17 protein-coding genes are annotated in these 17,955 nt (G+C 58.6%); 9 read left to right on the top strand and 8 right to left on the bottom strand.

Going from position 1 to position 17,955, the window contains the following annotated elements:
* The 4 genes from PA598K_RS08595 to PA598K_RS08580 form a co-directional block, all read right to left on the bottom strand.
* On the bottom strand, positions 1 to 662 hold a 662-nt coding region (locus PA598K_RS08595; RefSeq protein ID WP_260405326.1), incomplete at its 3' end, for an ABC transporter permease subunit.
* 124 nt (positions 663 to 786) lie between these two features.
* Complete coding sequence (locus tag PA598K_RS08590; protein ID WP_128656560.1) at positions 787 to 1,539, bottom strand: response regulator transcription factor; 753 nt, start codon at positions 1,537 to 1,539, stop codon at positions 787 to 789.
* A complete protein-coding gene (locus PA598K_RS08585; protein ID WP_128656559.1) occupies positions 1,536 to 3,254 on the bottom strand; it encodes a sensor histidine kinase in 1,719 nt (572 codons plus the stop codon). Before PA598K_RS08585 ends, PA598K_RS08590 begins: the two co-directional genes overlap by 4 nt.
* A 259-nt stretch (positions 3,255 to 3,513) precedes the next feature.
* Positions 3,514 to 4,788, bottom strand: a complete 1,275-nt coding sequence (locus PA598K_RS08580) for an MFS transporter (protein WP_128656558.1) — start codon at positions 4,786 to 4,788, stop codon at positions 3,514 to 3,516.
* 189 nt (positions 4,789 to 4,977) lie between these two features.
* Here PA598K_RS08580 and PA598K_RS08575 point away from each other — a divergent pair, with 189 nt between their 5' ends.
* The gene (locus PA598K_RS08575; protein WP_128656557.1) at positions 4,978 to 5,601 is read left to right on the top strand and encodes a TetR/AcrR family transcriptional regulator; all 624 of its coding nucleotides are present in this window, start codon (positions 4,978 to 4,980) and stop codon (positions 5,599 to 5,601) included.
* Positions 5,602 to 5,670: 69 nt separating this feature from the next.
* Positions 5,671 to 8,058: an MMPL family transporter gene (locus PA598K_RS08570; RefSeq protein WP_128656556.1), complete on the top strand. Its 2,388-nt coding sequence runs from the start codon at positions 5,671 to 5,673 to the stop codon at positions 8,056 to 8,058.
* 301 nt (positions 8,059 to 8,359) lie between these two features.
* Here PA598K_RS08570 and PA598K_RS08565 read toward each other — a convergent pair whose 3' ends face one another.
* From PA598K_RS08565 to PA598K_RS38990, 3 genes are all read right to left on the bottom strand, one after another.
* The gene (locus tag PA598K_RS08565; RefSeq protein WP_260405323.1) at positions 8,360 to 8,896 is read right to left on the bottom strand and encodes a DUF402 domain-containing protein; all 537 of its coding nucleotides are present in this window, start codon (positions 8,894 to 8,896) and stop codon (positions 8,360 to 8,362) included.
* A gap of 39 nt (positions 8,897 to 8,935) precedes the next feature.
* The gene (locus tag PA598K_RS08560) at positions 8,936 to 10,441 is read right to left on the bottom strand and encodes a UDP-N-acetylmuramoyl-L-alanyl-D-glutamate--2,6-diaminopimelate ligase (protein ID WP_128656555.1); all 1,506 of its coding nucleotides are present in this window, start codon (positions 10,439 to 10,441) and stop codon (positions 8,936 to 8,938) included.
* A gap of 267 nt (positions 10,442 to 10,708) precedes the next feature.
* On the bottom strand, positions 10,709 to 10,876 hold the full coding sequence (locus tag PA598K_RS38990) for an S-layer homology domain-containing protein (protein ID WP_376739040.1): 168 nt from the start codon (positions 10,874 to 10,876) through the stop codon (positions 10,709 to 10,711).
* Positions 10,877 to 11,145: 269 nt separating this feature from the next.
* Here PA598K_RS38990 and PA598K_RS38985 point away from each other — a divergent pair, with 269 nt between their 5' ends.
* Positions 11,146 to 11,730: a helix-turn-helix transcriptional regulator gene (locus PA598K_RS38985; RefSeq protein ID WP_376739039.1), complete on the top strand. Its 585-nt coding sequence runs from the start codon at positions 11,146 to 11,148 to the stop codon at positions 11,728 to 11,730.
* Positions 11,731 to 11,821: 91 nt separating this feature from the next.
* The gene (locus tag PA598K_RS08545) at positions 11,822 to 12,613 is read left to right on the top strand and encodes a type I 3-dehydroquinate dehydratase (protein WP_185601722.1); all 792 of its coding nucleotides are present in this window, start codon (positions 11,822 to 11,824) and stop codon (positions 12,611 to 12,613) included.
* On the opposite strand, the gene PA598K_RS08540 is transcribed toward PA598K_RS08545, so the two are convergent.
* Positions 12,564 to 13,466: a LysR family transcriptional regulator gene (locus PA598K_RS08540; RefSeq protein ID WP_128656552.1), complete on the bottom strand. Its 903-nt coding sequence runs from the start codon at positions 13,464 to 13,466 to the stop codon at positions 12,564 to 12,566. The genes PA598K_RS08545 and PA598K_RS08540 overlap by 50 nt on opposite strands.
* A gap of 205 nt (positions 13,467 to 13,671) precedes the next feature.
* Here PA598K_RS08540 and PA598K_RS08535 point away from each other — a divergent pair, with 205 nt between their 5' ends.
* Genes PA598K_RS08535 through PA598K_RS08515 form a run of 5 tightly spaced genes read left to right on the top strand, consistent with a single transcriptional unit; the run spans position 13,672 to position 17,929 of the window.
* Positions 13,672 to 13,962, top strand: a complete 291-nt coding sequence (locus PA598K_RS08535; RefSeq protein ID WP_128656551.1) for a putative quinol monooxygenase — start codon at positions 13,672 to 13,674, stop codon at positions 13,960 to 13,962.
* Positions 13,946 to 14,866 (top strand): sugar phosphate isomerase/epimerase family protein, encoded by a 921-nt coding sequence (locus PA598K_RS08530; protein WP_128656550.1) that lies wholly within the window; start codon positions 13,946 to 13,948, stop codon positions 14,864 to 14,866. Before PA598K_RS08535 ends, PA598K_RS08530 begins: the two co-directional genes overlap by 17 nt.
* A 22-nt stretch (positions 14,867 to 14,888) precedes the next feature.
* Positions 14,889 to 15,917, top strand: coding sequence for a zinc-dependent alcohol dehydrogenase (locus tag PA598K_RS08525; RefSeq protein WP_185601721.1), 1,029 nt, complete (start codon positions 14,889 to 14,891; stop codon positions 15,915 to 15,917).
* 47 nt (positions 15,918 to 15,964) lie between these two features.
* Positions 15,965 to 16,870 (top strand): Nif3-like dinuclear metal center hexameric protein, encoded by a 906-nt coding sequence (locus PA598K_RS08520; RefSeq protein WP_128656548.1) that lies wholly within the window; start codon positions 15,965 to 15,967, stop codon positions 16,868 to 16,870.
* Positions 16,871 to 16,897: 27 nt separating this feature from the next.
* The gene (locus PA598K_RS08515; RefSeq protein ID WP_128656547.1) at positions 16,898 to 17,929 is read left to right on the top strand and encodes a tripartite tricarboxylate transporter substrate binding protein; all 1,032 of its coding nucleotides are present in this window, start codon (positions 16,898 to 16,900) and stop codon (positions 17,927 to 17,929) included.
* Positions 17,930 to 17,955: the final 26 nt, after the last annotated feature.

The raw sequence follows: 17,955 nt of genomic DNA, 5'->3' as shown, positions 1-17,955 counted from the left end.
CCGTCGATCTGCGCCGCTTCGTACAGCGACGGATTGATACCGGAGATCGCCGCGAGGAAGATGATCGTCCACCAGCCCATCTCCTTCCAGACCGCGCTGCTGACCGCGAGACCCCAAAAGTAGTTGGGACTGGTCAGGAAGGGCAGCGGCTTGTCGATCAAGCCCAGCCCGAGCAGCGCCTTGTTGACCATCCCGACATCCGCCGAGAGGAACGTAAAGGCCAGACCGACGACAACAACCCAGGAGATGAAGTGAGGCAGGTAGCTGATCGTCTGCACCAGCCGCTTAAACGCCATATGTCTCACTTCGTTGAGCAGGACCGCCAGCAGGATCGGCGCCGGGAAAGCGAAGATCACCTTGAGGAAGCTTAGCACCAGCGTATTGCGGACGATCATGCCGAACTGATAGTCGGTCACAAATTCGCGAAAATGCTTCAGTCCCACCCATTCGCTCGTGAAGATGCCGGCGATGCCGGAGGAGATGCTGTAGTTTTTGAATGCCATCACAATGCCGAACATCGGCGTATACGAGAATACGAGCAAAAACAACATGCCAAGGCCCACAAACGCGTGCAGCATCCGTTGCTTTTTGAATCGCTTCCACGTAACGGCGCGACGGCTTTCGTACGTCGCCGGGCTTAACGACTGCGAGTTATGCTCCATAAGCGCTCCTTCCTTGAAGATTCTGTCTGTCTTGAACTCATTGTACCTGTGGGCAGTTCGCGTCCATAAGCCGACATTTTTGAGAAAGCGTTGTCAATTTTTGAGCCAGCCTGCCTTTCTGATCTTACCCCTCCTGCGGCTTGGCTTTCCCCGGATGGATGAGCGGAGCATGCTCCTCGTCACGATAGCCCTTGGGCGTGCGGCCGGTATATTTTTTGAACACCTTGGAGAAATAATGCTTGTCTTCGAAACCGACGCGTTGTCCAACCGCGCTGACCGGAAGCTGACGCTGCGACTTCAACAGCTGCTGCGCCTCGCGGATGCGGAGCGCATTGAGGTAGTTGACGAAATTGTCGCCGGTCTCCTTTTTGAACAGTCGGCTAATGTAATGCGGGTGCAGGTCCATCAGCTCCGCCAGCCTCTCCAGCGACAGATCCTCCGCATAGTGAGCCTCCATGTACATCAGGATGCGCTTGGCATGAACGGTATAGCAGGAGTCGGCCTCGCTCGGCAAGCTCTCATGGATGCTGCTCAGCAGCGCCGCCATCTCGGTCTTGTCGACCGGCTTCATCAGATAGTCGATGACGCCCGCTCGCAGCGCCTTGCGCACATAATCGAAGTATTCGTAGCCGGTCAGGATAATAAATCGCTCGCACAAGCTAAGCCTGCGCGCTTCCTCGATCAGCTCGAAGCCGTCTCGCTCCGGCATATGGAGATCGGTCACCGTCACATCCGGCATATACTCCTGCATGACGGCGAGCGCCTGAACGACACTGCCCGCCGGGCGCACCTCGGCCCCTGCCGGTGCGATTTCGCGGACGATTTTGACCAGGCCGTTCAGGATCAACGGCTCGTCGTCGACGATTAATATTTTCATTGCGTTGCCGCCCCCTTCTTGTCGATGAGGATCGCCAAGCGCGTGCCTGCGCCCTCATCGCTTGTCAGCTCCAGGCGGGATTCCCCGCGATAATACGATTGGATCCGTTCGCTTACATTGTAGATGCCGAGTCCCCCCTCCCCGTCGCCAGGGGTCCACTGCGCCATGCCCTCCAGTCTCTCACAGATCGCTGTCAGCCTGGCCTGCGGGATGCCGGGACCGTTGTCGGACACCGATATACAGACAGAGTCATCCGTCTCTGTCACCTCGATCTGGATATGGACGGGCCGCAGCAGGGCTGCTGCCCCATGGACGACGCTGTTCTCGACGAGCGGCTGCAGGATGAAGCGCGGGCAAGCTAAGCTGTCGGTCTCCATCCTGACCTCGATCCCGTACGTCAGTCGATCCTGCAGACGCATCTTGTGGATATTGAGATAGAACGCCGCCGTTTCCAGCTCCTTGGACAGCACTGTATCGTCCTGCTGCGACGAGAGGCTGTAGCGCATCAGCTTGCCGAACCAGAACGAGATGTCCGCGACCTCCTTGTCATTGTTGGACTCCGCCAGCATCCGGATCGTCTCCAGCGTGTTGTAGAGAAAGTGCGGCTTGATCTGCGCCTGCAGCACTTGATAGGCCGCCTCCTTGTTGCGCAGCTCCGCCCGATTAGCGTTGTGCAGCAGTTCCTCCATCCGATCGATCATCGCATTGTAGGTCGTCATCAAAAAACCGATCTCGTCCCTCGCGTCGGAGCCGTTCTCGATCCGTTTCATGTTATCGTCGCCCAACTGCCGCATATGTCTGGCGAGTCGCAGGATGCGCTTCGTAATCGTCGAGGCGAGCACATAGTAGAGGAAGGACAATGCCACCAACAATGCGAATACTGTCAAAATCATCAGCCGCTCTTCGCTTTTTACGGTACGGAACACATCCTCCACATTGCCCGTCAACGCTACCGTAACCCCCAGCTCGTCAATCGCCAGATAGTTAATAATCGTATGCCGGTTAATAAAGTAGCCGCTCGGCTGGCTAGGGTCAATCAGAGCCAGATGTCGCGGGTCCAGCCCGTCGGCCTGACCGGTGGCGCTGTCGATCAGGTAAGCCGACCACTCACCCTCCACACCGGCTGCGGCCAGGAAGCGGGCGAACAGCTCGCCGTTCAGCTTGACCTCGAGCACGCCCAGCTTCTCGGTAATGTTGGGGTTATAGATGTTCTGATAATAGGCCAGCAGCGGCTCGGCTGCCTTCGATTGCGGGATGACCCATTTGCCTTCGCCGGCGATGAGCGCTGCAGAGATGTCGCGGACGTCCCCGGTCGCCGAGGACAGCTCGACGAACCGATCGGTAATCGCCAATACATGCGGCTTGAACTTGTAGATCCGCATCGCCACGATCTCCGGATTGTTGAACAGCGACTGCCCGATGACCGGGTTGATGTACCGCGTGTACGCATAGATACTCTCGGCATCCGTGCTGTAGTCGCCCTCCAGATAATCCGTCACATTGGGGTTGTATTGCAGCAAGCGGTGGATCGACTGGATACGGATGAGATCGGCCTGCAGGTTGGCATAGGCTTGCCCGAGTATCTTTTGACGGCTCTCGACGAATTGGGCCGTAATGCTGCCGTAGATTTGATTGTAGTAATAGTAGCCAAACAAGACGACAGGCACAAAGATCAACACGATGTACCCGACGACGATTTTTTTCTTGATGCTCATATCGCGCCCCTCCCGGAGTCGTGGTCTGCCTATAACCGTATCACGAGCCCGTCATCGGGGTATAGATGCAGCGCTTGCATAGCGAGGCTGTTGGCTGCGCATGGACCACATTCTTATACTACTTTCCTGGAGGAGCTTTCGGTAAGTGGACTTTTTTGAACATTGATTGTTCTTTTTTGATGATCGATCCGGCCAACGCGACAAGCCCGCTCTCCGAAGAGGGCGGGCTTGTCCTGTGTTGACTATGTTTGCAAGAATGTTACGAATTCGTCGCTTTGGACCGTCGTTGAATCCGGTTGTCGGCACCCTCCCCCTCCTTCTCCTCCGGTTCCTCGTCGACCCGGATTGCCAACAGGCCGTAGAGGATTGACACCGTACCCAGCCCAGCCATCATATAGAATAATCCATTGGGGAAGCGGCTCATCGCGACCGAGACGAGCGGCGGTCCGACCGCAACGCCGATAAAACGCATGCTGCTGTAGAGCGATGTGACCGTGCCCCGCTGCTCTTTGTCGATCCCTTGCGTGATGAGCGCGTCCATGCAGGGCAGCGCCGCGCCGATCCCAATGCCGCCGATACCCATACACAGGAACAGCAGCCAGATCGCCTTCGACTGGACGACAGCCAGTACGACCAGCGCTGTCGTCAGCATCGCCAGACCGATGAGCGACACCCATTTCATCCGATATTTGTGTTCGCCGATCCACTTGCCCGCCAGGAACGAGGACAGGCAGAGCGCCGACAACGGGATGGCCAGCATCGCTCCCTTGAGGACGCCCTTCATGCCGTAGCTCCCCTCGAGCACCTCCGATAGGTAGAAGAGCAAGCCAAACAGCACCAGCATGGCGGTCGCGCCGATGACGAATATCGCTGCCAGCCACTTGCCCTCTGCCCGAGCCGTCTGGGTCAGCGTAGAGAGGAACTCTTGGAATCTCTGTGCCTGCTGCTTGTTGTCTTTGGACGGCACGCGGATAAAAAACAAAATTAAAATGATGGAAACGACAGAAAAGACAGGAATGGAAAGAAAAAGCGCCTTCCAGGTCCATAAGGCCAGCAGGGCTCCAACAATCGGGCTGGCGACCTTTCCCAGCGTGTTGGACGTCTCGACGATCCCGAGGGCGCCGCTGACCTCCTTTTCGCTGCGATACATGTCCCCGACCAGCGGGATGACGATCGGCGCCGCTCCGGCCGCGCCGATCCCTTGCACGAGTCGCCCCGCGAGGATGATCGCATAGACGGAGCCGCCTCCGAACCACGGCGCCAATCCCGACAACAGACCGCCCAGTCCGGCGATGATCAGGCTCGGGATCATGATGCGCTTGCGCCCGAAGCGGTCCGACAGATAGCCCGCGAGCGGAATCATCAGGATCGCAGAGATCGAGTAGACCGTGATCAGCATGCTCGTCTGCAGGGAGCTTATGCCCAATGCTCGCTGCAGCATAGGCAGCGCCGGGATCAGGATCGAGTTGCCTAACGTCATGATGAGCGGTACAGACGCTGTTGCGACCAACGCTTTGTAGCTGGGACTTGCCATTACTTTACCGATCCTTTCCGCCGCGTTCCGGCCTTGCTTGAACAGTCCCCATAGGGTAAGCGGGTGAAGCGGTATTTATACTCTTCCATCGTTGCTGAGAAATCAATATTGCCCAATGAGCAATATTGCTCATTGGGCACGTATTGTGCTAAAGTAGAAAAAAATAATCCGAGAGGAGGAATAGAGTTCATGACACAGCCCGGCTTACGTGACTTGAAACGGGAGGCGACCTCGCGCGCTTTGGCCAATGCGGCTCTGGAGCTGGCGATCGAACAGGGGATGGACGGCTTCATCGTCGACGAGGTCGCCCAGCGCGCAGGGTTCTCCCGCCGCACGTTCGCCAACCATTTTGCTTGCAAGGAGGAGGCGGTGGCGCACGCGGCCATCCTGATTAATACCGAGCTGGAGCCAGAAGCCGAGCAGTTGCTGGACAACAACCGGGATAACGTCACGCTCCTCGAGCTGCTGCAGCAGCTCCTGCAGATGCAGCTGACGGCGGAATTGTTCGGCCGGATGCGGCTGGTGCTCCGGTTATCGCAGACGCATCCCACCCTGGAGCCTTATATCCTTAGCGCCTTCCGGCAATTGCAGACCTCTGCCTTTGAGTGGCTGCGTCAGGTAGCTCCCGAGCGATACTCGGAAGCCTACGTGCATATGCTCATCGGCGCTGTGTACGGCGCCGTCTTCCCTGTGCTGGAGGGCTCGCTGGCTGTGCGCTTGCACGAGTCGACGGCCGGAGAGGAGACCGATGCCGCCGTCCCGTTCGAGCAGTATTTGGAGACGGTATTCGGCTATTTGCGTCATGGTTTTTAGAGAGAGGATAGGCTGATGAAATTAAAAAGAAAGCCTATAATTGGAATATAAGGGAGAGAACTACACGTTATGTCTACTTTTCTGTATAGCTTGGGCAAAAAAGCCTATGCCAAGCCATGGTACGCCATCGCAGGCTGGCTCGTCATCCTGGGACTGGTCGCCGGACTGCTCGGCGTCAACGGGGTCCAGGTCAGTCCCGACATCAAGATCGAAGGCACCGAAGCGCAGAACGTCCTGGATAAGCTGGAGACCGAGCTGCCGCAAGCGGCTGGCGGCCAGGCCAGTGTCGTCTTCACGGTACCTGACGGGGAGCGGCTGGACACCCCCGAGCGGATCGGCGCGATCCTCGAGGCCGTCAACTCGGTCTATCAACTGGAGTATGTGATCAACCCGGCTGAGTTGGCGGCGGCAGCCGCGCAGAGCGGCGCCATGCAAGGCGATGCCGGTGCACAGGGCGGGTCAGCGCAAGGCGATCCATCCGCACAGAGCGGTGCGAGCCCTGACGCCCAGGCCGGGGCCGGGCAAGCAGCCGGCGACGGCGCTCAGGGGCAAATGCCGGGAGCGGAGATGCCGCCTTACGGCCCGCTCATCGTGGACGGCATGCCCGTACCGGGCGTGCTCGTAGCGAACGACGGCAGCGTCGGACTATTCCAGTTCCAATTTACCGTCCAGCAAAACTCGCTCCCCGATGGCGTGACCGATCAAGTGATCGATACGATCTCGGCCGTCGAGCAAGGCACCGGCATTACCGCGCTCGCCAGCGATTCCTTGCAGACGCCGGACATCCCGATCGGCTCGCATGAGATTATCGGTCTCGCCGTAGCGGCTGTCGTCCTGATCTTGACACTCGGCTCTCTGGTAGCAGCCGGCTTGCCGATCGTCATCGCGCTCGTCGGTGTAGGCATCGGCGTCGGCGGAGCCTTCGCGCTCTCGACCTATATGTCGATGACCTCCTTCACTCCGGTACTGGCGCTGATGATCGGTCTTGCAGTCGGGATCGACTACGCGCTGTTCATCGTCAACCGCCAGCGACGTCTCATCCTCGACCAGGGCTTGACGGCCCACGAGGCTGCCGGGCGCGCAGTCGGTACGGCAGGCAGCGCCGTGTTTTTTGCCGGGCTGACCGTCATCATCGCGCTCTGCGGCATGCTCGTCATCGGCATCTCCTTCCTGAGCATGATGGCGCTGGTCGCTTCGGCTACCGTACTCGTCAATGTCCTGATCGCTCTGACGTTGCTGCCGGCGCTGCTCGGCCTCGTCGGCGAACGCATCTGCTCGGCCAAGGCACGCGAGCGCCGTCAGCGCGAGGGCGAGAAGCATGGCTTCGCCGAGCGGATGGCTCGCGGCATCGTCCGATTCCGCTGGCTCATCATCATCGCCGTTATCGCTGTCCTGGGCACCGCCGCTATCCCTGTCCAGCAGATGGAGCTGGGCATGCCGTCGGGAGCGACAGCTAACCTGGACACATCGGCCAGACAGAGCTATGACGCGATCTCCGAAGGGTTCGGCGAAGGCTTCAACGGCCCGCTGCTGCTGGTCGCCGAGCCGTCTGCCGCAGACGGCGTGATCGCGCCGGAGATGCTGGGCGGACTCGTGCAGCAGCTCATGGGCTACGAGCATGTCTCGGTCGTCTCGCCGCTAGGGATGAATCCCGAGGGCAAGCTGGCGATCCTGAGCCTCCTCCCCGATACCGGTCCGACAGATGCGGAGACCAAGGAGCTTGTCCGTCAGCTGCGCGACCCCGACTCGTCTATTGCCCAGGAGCTAGGCTTGACGCTTGGGGTGACCGGCTTCACGGCGATTAATATCGATATGTCTTCGAAGCTGGCCGAGGTTTTCCCGTTGTATATCGGAGTCATCGTCCTTCTTTCGCTTATTATTCTGTTGCTCGTCTTCCGTTCCATCCTGGTGCCGATCAAGGCGACTGCGGGCTTCCTGCTCAGCGTCATGGCGACCTTCGGCATCACGACCGCCGTGTTCCAGTGGGGATGGTTCAACCAATTGTTCGGCTTCGATACCGGCGGACCGCTGCTCAGCTTCATCCCGATCATGGTAACCGGCATCCTGTACGGCCTGGCAATGGACTACCAGGTGTTCCTCGTCTCGTCGATGCGCGAGGCGTATGTGCATGGACATCACGGCAACACCAGCGTCACTCACGGCTATAGCCAGGCAAGCCGCGTCGTCGTCGCCGCTGCGATCATCATGGTCGCCGTATTCGCAGGCTTCATCTTCACAGACGACATTATGATCAAGCAGATCGGCTTCGCGCTGGCGATCGGTATCTTCATCGATGCCTTCGTCATCCGCATGGCGCTGGTGCCAGCCGTCATGGCGATCTTCGGCGACAAGGCGTGGTGGCTGCCACGCTGGCTCAATCGGCTGCTGCCCAACCTCGATGTCGAGGGCGACAAGCTGATCGCCAAGCTGGAGAGCCAGCGCGACGGCGCTCGCTAGAGCAAGAGCCGGTGCGGCGACGCCGCTCGACATGCACCACAAACAACATGGCCCACTTGAGCTGCGGGAATCCCGCAGTTTCAAGTGGGCCATGCTGCATAGCGAGGCTTGAATCAGTGGTAAAGCAACAACTGCAAAAGTACATTTAATTTTCATCTATTGGCCGCCTAGCGATAAAAACGACCATTTTAACTGTACAATTGCAGTTAAACCGTCGATTCAAGCCTCTTCTTTCAAAAATAAAGGTAGTTTTGCAGTTAGCACATTGCCGTTCGCGCATAGGGCAAAAGCGCCGAGCTGCTCAAATCAAAGGTTCACCAGGCACGGGTTGCCGATAGCTGGCCGGCAAGCGCGACAGGACACTGTCGTCGAAGGGGAAGCTGCCGCTGCGCGCACGATTCAGCAGTCTCTCCAGCGCCGCTCTGGCCTCGGCTTGCAGCTCCGCTGAGTAGCCAAATGCCTGACTGTTGACGACAAACTCGTCTTCGTCCACCACTTCCCAATGGCCGCCCGGCCGCTTGACCAGATCCAGGTCGAGATCGACAAACGTTAAGCCCGTATCGGTAACGACCGACGGCATCGCCACATTGCAGTAATACGATACGATAGCTCCATCCTCGATTCCGATCGCCACCGTATACCATTCCTTGAGGAAAAATAGCTCGATGGACGCGGTAGCAATCGTAAAGGTGACGCCTTTGGTATGATGCTTCAGTTGACGGCCTGCCTTGCAGAGCACCATAACGTAATCCTCGGTCTGCTCCAGCCACTCGCCTTGCCACTCATAGTGGGGACGGTTCGGATGCTTTAGCGCTTGCAGATGTATCTTCTTGTTCAATACGCTCCCGACTTTCTACACTGTAATCCCCTAATTATATCATGTCAGAAGCGAATTGGCATAACGGGCCATCGCATGCTGCTGTTGCTCCGCAAGGCAGATACGCACAATCTCCGCCTCGCAAAATGGAATGCGCTCGCTGCCGATCTGCTGGGTTTGCTCATGTCCTTTGCCCGCAAGCAGGATCACATCGCCGCGACGGCTGAGACGAATCGCCTGCTCGATCGCTTCCCTGCGGTCAGGGTAAACGAGATGGCTGCCTCTCCCCATCGCCGATCGGATCTCGCGGAGGAATGTATCCATCGTCCGGTGCTTCGAGTTATCCGAGGTGACGATGGCAAGGTCCGACCACCGGTCCGCCACCCGTCCCATAGCCTGACGCTTGGCTTGTCCCGCCTCGCCGCGATCGGCATATACGCCGAACACGACGATCAATCTTCCCCGCACATAGGGGCGAAGCGTCCGCAGCGCCTGCTCCAGCCCGTCCTCCGTATGGGCAAAATCGACGATCACCTTCAGCTCCTCATCCTGATGCACCACCTCGAACCGTCCCTTTATTCCCGACAAAGCTGCCAGACCTCGCTGAATTGCAGGGAGCGATACATCGTCAGCATAGGCGCATGCGATCGCTGCCAAGCTATTGTACACATTGATGATCCCAGGCAGCGGAACACGGATCGCTATCGCGCCGGAAGGGGTTCGAAGCATATAATCGCTGTGCGTCTCGCTATACCGAATATCGCTAGCGCGCAAGTCGGCATCCGCCTCGATGCCGTATGTGATATACTCGGCGTCCCGCTCCCTGCATCTGGCGATCAACCGTCGACCGTATGGATCGTCGCCATTAAGGATCGCATGCTTGTCAGCCATCTCGAACAGCCGGGCTTTGGTCTCGTAGTAATCCTCCATCGTCTGGTGCAGCTCCAGATGATCCGGGGTCAGATTGGTAAAGACGACGCGATCCAAGCGACAGCCTGCGACGCGCTGCAGATGGAGCGCATGCGAGGACACCTCCATCACGCAATGCCGCAAGCCCGCATCGACCATCTGGCGAAACAATCGTTGAAGCTCCAGCGACTCGGGGGTCGTATGACGTTGCTCCGTCACGTCCTGTCCGATATAGGTGCCCAATGTACTGACGCAGCCCATTGATTCGCCGCTGTGCTCATAGATGGATTTGAGCATCATTGAGGTCGATGTCTTGCCATTCGTCCCGGTGATGCCGATCAGTTGCAGTCGTTCGGTCGGATAATCATACAAGGCAGCCGCCACCTCGGCCAATGCGAGCCGCGAGTCCGCAACCCGGATTACCGTGGCAGCGCTGGCCTCGGGCACATCCCGCTCGACGATGACAGCGGTCGCTCCGGCGGCCACCGCATCTGCAATGTAACGATGCCCGTCCGTCTCGAAGCCATCGACCGCGACGAACAACGTCCCCGCCTGCCTCACCTCTCTCGAGTCGAATTGCACCGCTTCTATATTTTGGGACAGATTGCCCCGGATCAGCTCGTATTCCACCTTGCATAGCAATTCCTTTAGCCGCATCCGCTCTCATTCCTTCCCTCACCGAGTGCTGGTAGTTTTTCCAGCGGGCTTGCATTGCATGCAACCTGCCATGCCACTACAGTACTGGAGCGATGTTTCGTCAAGATTTCTAGATGCGGCCTGATTGTTTCGATGACGTAAACAAAACGACAACGTCCTAGCGAGGTGCCTGCCAGGGCGTTATTGACAGAGGCAATCAATGGTGAGAGTCGTCCTCGACAGCAAACTGGCGCCTTGCAGAAACTGCAAGACGCCAGGCGCATATCGCTATGGCAGCTGTGAATCCAGCGCTCGGAGCAGGACGACAACGGCTTCGGCTCGTGTAGTCGGTGCTGTGGGCGCAAACTTGCCGCCCTCTCTTCCCGACATGATGCCCCGCGCGTACAGCGCTTCGACTGAACCGTGCGCCCATGTCGGGATAGCTGCTCCATCCACGAAAGGCAGTTCGGCCGACTCGCCTGCAGCGATACCGAGCACCCGGGCCAAGACGACAGACCTCTCTGCGCGAGAGATCTCGCGGCTGGTCGGAAAATGGCCCGGTTCGGTGCCCTCGACGGTGTTTGCTAACTCAGCTTACGCTTCCGCAATAGCGGCATTCAGTGCTGTCTTGTCTGACTCCGATACGACGGCCGCTTGGTAAGTGGCTATCGCAGCGATGAGCGCTTCTAGCGCCGAGAGCTATCCGGCCCCGCTGGAGCTCTGCCTTGCTGGCGACCAAGGCACGGCTCCTGCTCGCACAGGAGCAGCTCGGTCCAGCCCGACACGAGCTCGGCCGCTTAGGACTGTCTCAGCAGGAGCTGCCCTCGCTGGATCGCGAGCTCGAGCTGCTGACGTGGGCCCTCCTGCTGGATCGAAAGCACAAGCATGGGCAGGCGCTGCGCCTGCTGGAGCGCATGCTGCCGCAGCTCTCGCAGCCCTCAGAGCTGCCAGTCCCCGGCATCGACACGCCCAGCGAGAGCGAGCTGGCGATGCTCGCCCTCATCCGCAGCGGCGCATCGAACCGTCAGATCGCCGCTGAGCTGGCGCTCTCCGAAGGCACAGTGCGCGTCTACCTCTCCCGACTGTATGCCAAGCTCGGCGTCTCCTCGCGCACGCAAGCGCTGCAGGCGGCGCAGGCGAAGGGCTGGCTCAGCTCCGGGATGTGGCTCTACTTCCTCAACCCGCTCGAGTGGAATGAAACCTTCGTATTGATCTACTTCATCGTCGGCGGTTCGCTGCTGATGCTGGCATTTGCGCTGTTCGTCATCAATACGTTCTTCATCGAAAAGAAATCGCCGCCGCAGCGATAGGCCACCATCGGCTGTTCTTTACGAAAGTCGCAAACTGATGTATCCTTGTCCACAAACGTGATCTGTACACGGGAGGATGGGAGACGAAGCAATGACCACAACAACACGACCAAAGCTTCAAGTCAGAGGAGCGGTATTCGGAGGGCACTCGTATCTGCTGTGCGTCCCGCTGGTCAGCACTACGCGCGAGCGACTGGTAGCCGACGCCAGCCATGCGCTGGCTTATCGCCCCGATCTGTTGGAATGGCGAGCAGACTACTATGAGGGCTACCCTCGCATCGAGCCAATCCTGGAGGGACTGGCGGCATTAAGGGAGGTAGCGGGCGATACGCCGATCATCTTTACGACGCGCCACGCCGAGGAAGACGGCGCGCGGGCGATTACCGTCGAGGAGAAGTCTGCCCTGATCGACGAAGCTAGCCGCACAGGAATGGCCGATCTCATCGATATCGAGCTGCAGTACGGCGTCGCGCGCGTCGCCGCATGGCGACAGCTGCTGCACGAGAGAGGCGCCCGCGTGATCGTCTCCGCCCATAGCTTCCGGAAGAGCACCAAGCCGGAGGCGCTGCGCGAGCTGTTGCGCAGCGGACAGGAGACCGGAGCGGATATCGTCAAATACGTCACCCGCGCGCGCAATATTCGCGAGCTCGCCGACCTTAGCGACACCATCCACGAGGCTCGGGATACATTTGTGAAGGTGCCTCTCATCGTAGGAGCAGTCGGCAGCGTCAGTCCGCTCATGCGTCTGATCGGCGACTACCTTGGCTCGGACATGACCTTTGTCTCGGCAGGGACGAGCAAGTCTCACGCCTCGCAGCTCCATATTGAGGAGTTTAGACGTCTGCGCGATCGTCTGGCCGCTCCTCCGTTTGGGCAGCGATAAAGTCGACGAACTGCTGCACGGCAGGCGACAGCACCTTATTCCTCGGATAAGCCAGGTAGTGATAGAAGGTGCTGGCCTTGTTGGTCAGATTAATCTTCTTGATGTCGTACATCGCCAGATGCTCGGAGTCCGGCGAGAGCGCGACGCCGACATGGTCGGCTACGAGCGAGGCTGTAAAGTTGACACTCTCGGCCTCCAGCGCCATCGGCGGAAGCGCGCCCAGCTCCTCGAACAGCTTCTCGAAGATGACCCGCATACCGGTGATCGGGAAGGGATAGATAAACTTGTAATCCAGCGCTTCGCGCACGTCTATCTCGTCGTATGCCGCGAGCGGGTGATCCGGCGGTGCGATCAGGATGACGCGATGCCGGGACACCGGGATATAGACGAGATCATCCTGCTCGTTTTTACCGGAGCAGACGATCAGGTCGCAAGCCTGGTTGCGAAGCGCCTCGAACGATTGCTGCGTATGCCGCTCGAAGATCGAGATTTTCACATGCTCATTGCCCGGCAGGCTGAGGAACTGCGTGACATAGCTGGAGAACCGCGATTTCGGGTGCGAATGCACGGAAGAGACCGTGATCGTCTCCAGCTTTGCGCTGCGGTACAGCTCCAGCGTGGCCGCATCGATCAGTTCGAACGCTTTGTCGATCTGCTGGTGGAAGCTGCGTCCATGCTCTGTCAGCGTCACATTGCGCCCCCGCTTCTCGAACAACGCCACCCCCAGCTCCTTCTCCAACCGCTTGATGCTCTGACTCAGGCTCGGCTGCTCGATATGCAAAATCTGCGAAGCCCGTCCGAAATGCTCGGTCTCCCCAAGCACCTTAAAATAAAACAATAAGTTATAATTCAAGATGCTCCCCCCTCACCTATAACCTGCCTTTCCAGTTCACTTACTATATCATTTTTTCGCGCGAATCGATAGCCTGAGTCTATCAATCGCCCACTCAAATAGAATGAGTCAAAAGACATGGGATCCCCTATAATACAAGGCATAGCTGCTTTCGTTTAATTCCTTGTATTCAAATGCGGTTAAATAATTATCGTTGGAGGTTCACATGCTGAAAATCGTTGCCAAACGTTACCTGAAAACAGGCGTGCTGGACGAGTATCTTACTGTGGTCCGGCCCCTGGTCGACGCCTCGCGGCAAGAGCCAGGCTGTATTGAATATGCGCTATATATCAACCGCGAAGAAAACTCGGCTGTCATGATGGAAACCTGGGAGACCGAGGCCGCGCTCGAGGAGCATCTGAACATCGTCCGGGCCGCGGGCTACCCGGAGAAGCTGAATCAATACGCCGATCCCGAGAAGCCAGGGAAGGTGGAGAAGTATGACCACCTCTACTAGTACGCACGGCTCAGATATCCCTTACCGTCTAGGCGCGATCCCCTCGGACATCTGCGGTCCCGACGGAGACTTCGAGCGTGCCCTCTCGCTGATGCAGGCGGATGGCCTGTACGAAGCCGATATCGAGTTCATCTGGGGCAAAAAGCCCGGCTTCCACACGGACGAGGAAAACGAGCGAATCCAGTCCCTACTGACGCAATACGGCATCCGGGCTGCTGTCATCGGCGGCTTCGCCTTCCGCGATCAGTCGGCGCAGAAAATCGAGCTCGGCGACGCTGCCTACCGGGAGCATCTGGCCGAGATTAAGGCGCAGATCGAGCTGGCCAAGGCGCTGGGCTGCAAAAAGGTTCGCTGCCTGACCTTCTCCAAGCAGATGGCGATCTGGGGCTATGACGGCGCGGACAAGCGCAACGCCTATAACAATCAGACCTGGCCGAAGATGCTGCGTATCTTCGAGGAGCCGGTCCGGCTCGCCGAGGACAACGGGATCGAGCTGCTGATCGAGACGGGCGTCAATACGTTGCTCACATCGGCCTATCTAACCCGCAAGTTCATCGAGGATATGGGCAGCAAGCATCTGAAAATCCTGTGGGACCCGGCCAACACGCTGTTCAACTACGAGACGCCATTCCCGGATGCTTACGAGGAGCTGAAGGACATCATCGGCCATATCCACATCAAGGACGGCACGGTCGATACCCGCAAAAGCATCATCACCTCGACTAGCGTTGGCGAAGGCACGATGGCGAACTACATGGACGATATCGCTCAGGCGCTGCGCAAGGACGGCTACCAGGGCGTCGTCTCCCTTGAGAACTTCTACATCCCGCCCGGCGGCTCGCTCGAAGATGGATACCGGGCATGCGTCGGCGGCTTCAAACAAATCTTCGGACCTACACAATAGCGCAGCAAGGAGCCATGCACTCATGAATACAGCTGTAATCATCGATAAACATACCGTAGCCATCGAAACGGCTGCGCAGCCTACGCTTAAAGACGACGAAGTGCTCATCAAAGTGCTGTATGCAGGCCTGTGCGGCTCGGATGTCCATCTGTTCCACGACGAGCATCCGTTCCGCAAGCCGCCGATGATCCCCGGCCATGAGCTGGCTGGCGAGATCGCAGCCGTCGGCCCCGCCGTGAAGAGCCACCGCGTCGGCGATCGCGTCGTCGTCAACCATGCAATCCCTTGCGGCCAGTGCCGCTACTGCAAGGCCGGCCAGATCAACATTTGTCCCGACAAAATCGTCGCTGGCAGCGCGCGCATGATGGGTTTTTTCGCCGAATATGTCAACGTGCCGGAGCGCACGCTATACAAGATCGAGGATGGCATCTCGATGCAGCAGGCCGCGATTGCCGAGCCGCTGTCGATTGGTTATCATATTATGCGGCGCTTGTCCCATCTGCGCCAGGATGAGCCGATCGCCATCATCGGCACCGGTACGATCGGCCTGGTCGCGCTGATCGCAGCGAAGAGTCTGGGCTACACAGAGGTTTACTGTCTGGATACCATCGATTATAATCTGGACATCGCGGTGAAGCTGGGCGCTTCGGGCGCATTTAATCCGTTGCGCGACGCGGCCGCCGCCGAGGTGCTGAAGGCTACAGGCGGCTTTGGCGCGAGCGGCACGATCGTCACTGCGATGGCGAGAGGCATTCTTACAGATGCCTTTGCGCTCAGCTCTCTCCAGGCGACCATCGTCATGCTGCCGATGACAGCCCAGTTAATGGAGGCCAATTTTTATCGGCTCGTCTCGGGCGAGCAGGCGCTGATCGGCTGCCGTGGCATCGTCGAGCAGGATTTCGCCGATGCGGTGAAGCTGATCAACAGCGGCTACGATCTCAGCCCTTTGATCACTCACGTGATGCCTCTGGCTGACACGCAACGCGCCTTCGAGCTGATGGTGGACCGGACGGAGCCCGTCATCAAAATATTGATTGCTCCGCACGAATAATCCCGAGTAACATGAGAGCTCTTAAATGATTAGGGAGTGAAACGAGCATGACCACATGCAAATCTGTCATCGCGGTTCTCGATTCCTTTATGCCCTTTGACTGTGTCGCAAAAAAAGATAACTCGGGGCTGCTCATCGGCGACGAGACAGCCGTCGTTAATAAAGTATTGTTTGCCGTAGACCTCACCGAAGCGGTCATTGAGGAAGCGATTCGTCTGCAATGCCAAATGATCGTCACCCATCATCATATTATGGGCAAGGGCATACGACGCGTTACCTCCACCAGCTTTGAAGGCAGAGCGATCGCGGCCTTGCTCCGTCACGGCATCGCCTTTGTCGTCTGTCACAACAACCTCGACTTCCTGCCGGGCGGTACCGCGGATACGCTCATGAAGGCGGTAGGCGCGCCGCAGTCCCGTCCCTTGTACGCCGGCTTCGGCTTCCTGGCGACAACGCCGGCGGAGAGCGCGGCGGCGACGATCCCTGTACCGGACAGAGCGGGCTTGCCAGCGGGGACGCAAGCGATGTTCGGCACGGTAGGCGAGCTGTCCGAGCCCTGCACGCTCTCCGAGGTCATCGAGCGGTTGCATGGGATCGTGACCGGTCCTGTCAATGTCGTCGGCGAGGACGAGCGGTTGATCCGCAGCGTCGCCGTCCAGGTCGGCGCGGGCGGACGTGCCGATATCGACCAGACGCTCGCTCGCGGCGCCGATCTGCTCATCACCGGCGACGTGCGTCACGACGACCGGCTGTATGCCGCAGAGGTCGGGCTAGCGCTGCTGGACTTCTGCCACTACGAGGTCGAGCTGCCTGGCATTATCAGTCTGGCCGGGATGCTGAAGCGCGCGCTTGCAGCGGCTCAGCTGCCTGTCGAAGTCGTCCTGTCGCAGGCTGTCGCCCCTGTCCGTCATCTGCGGATGCCGGACGAGCTGGACTTGTCCAGATTCAAATGATCATACTATCAATGAGGATGTGCACCCATGCGTAATAAGAAATCCAAGGTTCTGCAATTCATCAGCTTGTCTCTCATCGTCCTGCTGCTGGGCGGCTGCACGCTGTCTGGCCAAAGCGGCACTTATCCATCCAAAAATCTCAACGGCGTCATCCCTTGGGGAGCAGGAGGCGGCACCGATCTCGTCTCGCGGACAGTCGTCACCGGAGCGCAGGAAGCGCTCGGCAAAAACATCGTCATGACCAACCGGACCGGCGCCTCCGGGACGATCGGTCAGCAGTATGTGTACGATCAAAAGGCCGACGGCTACACGCTGTTGTTCAACACAGGCGACGGTTCGCTGTACCCTGTGCTCGGCCTGTCCGATCTGACGTACAAGGAATTCACGCCGATCTACATCTTCGCCCGCATCGCCGGCGTCGTCGTCGTCAGCAAGGATTCGCCTTACAACTCCATCGACGACTTGCTTGAAGAAGCGAAGGCCAATCCGAATACGATCAAAATGGGCGTCAGCGGCGTGGGCGGATTGCCATGGGTCGCTTCGATCATGCTCAACAATCTGTTCGACACCAGCTTCAGCCCTGTCACCTTCGACGGGGACGGCCCGCTGATCACCGCGCTCATGGGCAATCAGATCGATGTCACCGTGCTGTCTGCCGGATCGGCGATGCAGTATCTCCAGCAAGGAGACTTCAAGGGACTGGCTGTCATCTCCAATGATCAGATCGAGGCCCTTCCCGATGTGCCGGCGCTGGGCGCGCTCAAGCCGGAGGCCCAATCGATGCTTCAGACGACAGGCCCGTGGTTCGGCGTATTCGTCAAGAAAGAGACGCCGGAGGATGTCGTCGCCAAGCTGACGGAAGCCTTCAAGGCTGGCTACGAAAACGAGACGTTCCAGGAGTTCCTGAAGACAAACGGGTATACGCCGCTGGGACTGACGGGAGACGCAGCCTGGGATCACATCAATGCCTGGCAGTCGCAGCAGGCATGGCTGATCCATGACGCCGGCCAATCGCAAGCCTCGCCGGAGGAGTTCGACATTCCGAGACCGGCCCAATAATCGGCACGGGATCGATCTTCCGATCG

It is taken from the genome of Paenibacillus sp. 598K (assembly GCF_003851045.1).
Lineage (GTDB): Bacteria > Bacillota > Bacilli > Paenibacillales > Paenibacillaceae > Paenibacillus_D.
This window is presented reverse-complemented; position numbering and strand designations above follow the sequence as displayed.

What these genes read in the sequence shown, in the direction of transcription:
- PA598K_RS08590 (WP_128656560.1), bottom strand. Translation starts at nt 1,539, where the DNA reads ATGAAAATATTAATCGTCGACGACGAGCCGTTGATCCTGAACGGCCTG.
- PA598K_RS08560 (WP_128656555.1), bottom strand. Translation starts at nt 10,441, where the DNA reads ATGCGGCTAAAGGAATTGCTATGCAAGGTGGAATACGAGCTGATCCGG.
- PA598K_RS08580 (WP_128656558.1), bottom strand. Translation starts at nt 4,788, where the DNA reads ATGGCAAGTCCCAGCTACAAAGCGTTGGTCGCAACAGCGTCTGTACCG.
- PA598K_RS08575 (WP_128656557.1), top strand. Translation starts at nt 4,978, where the DNA reads ATGACACAGCCCGGCTTACGTGACTTGAAACGGGAGGCGACCTCGCGC.
- PA598K_RS08515 (WP_128656547.1), top strand. Translation starts at nt 16,898, where the DNA reads ATGCGTAATAAGAAATCCAAGGTTCTGCAATTCATCAGCTTGTCTCTC.
- PA598K_RS08535 (WP_128656551.1), top strand. Translation starts at nt 13,672, where the DNA reads ATGCTGAAAATCGTTGCCAAACGTTACCTGAAAACAGGCGTGCTGGAC.
- PA598K_RS08530 (WP_128656550.1), top strand. Translation starts at nt 13,946, where the DNA reads ATGACCACCTCTACTAGTACGCACGGCTCAGATATCCCTTACCGTCTA.
- PA598K_RS08520 (WP_128656548.1), top strand. Translation starts at nt 15,965, where the DNA reads ATGACCACATGCAAATCTGTCATCGCGGTTCTCGATTCCTTTATGCCC.
- PA598K_RS08525 (WP_185601721.1), top strand. Translation starts at nt 14,889, where the DNA reads ATGAATACAGCTGTAATCATCGATAAACATACCGTAGCCATCGAAACG.
- PA598K_RS08545 (WP_185601722.1), top strand. Translation starts at nt 11,822, where the DNA reads ATGACCACAACAACACGACCAAAGCTTCAAGTCAGAGGAGCGGTATTC.
- PA598K_RS08570 (WP_128656556.1), top strand. Translation starts at nt 5,671, where the DNA reads ATGTCTACTTTTCTGTATAGCTTGGGCAAAAAAGCCTATGCCAAGCCA.
- PA598K_RS08585 (WP_128656559.1), bottom strand. Translation starts at nt 3,254, where the DNA reads ATGAGCATCAAGAAAAAAATCGTCGTCGGGTACATCGTGTTGATCTTT.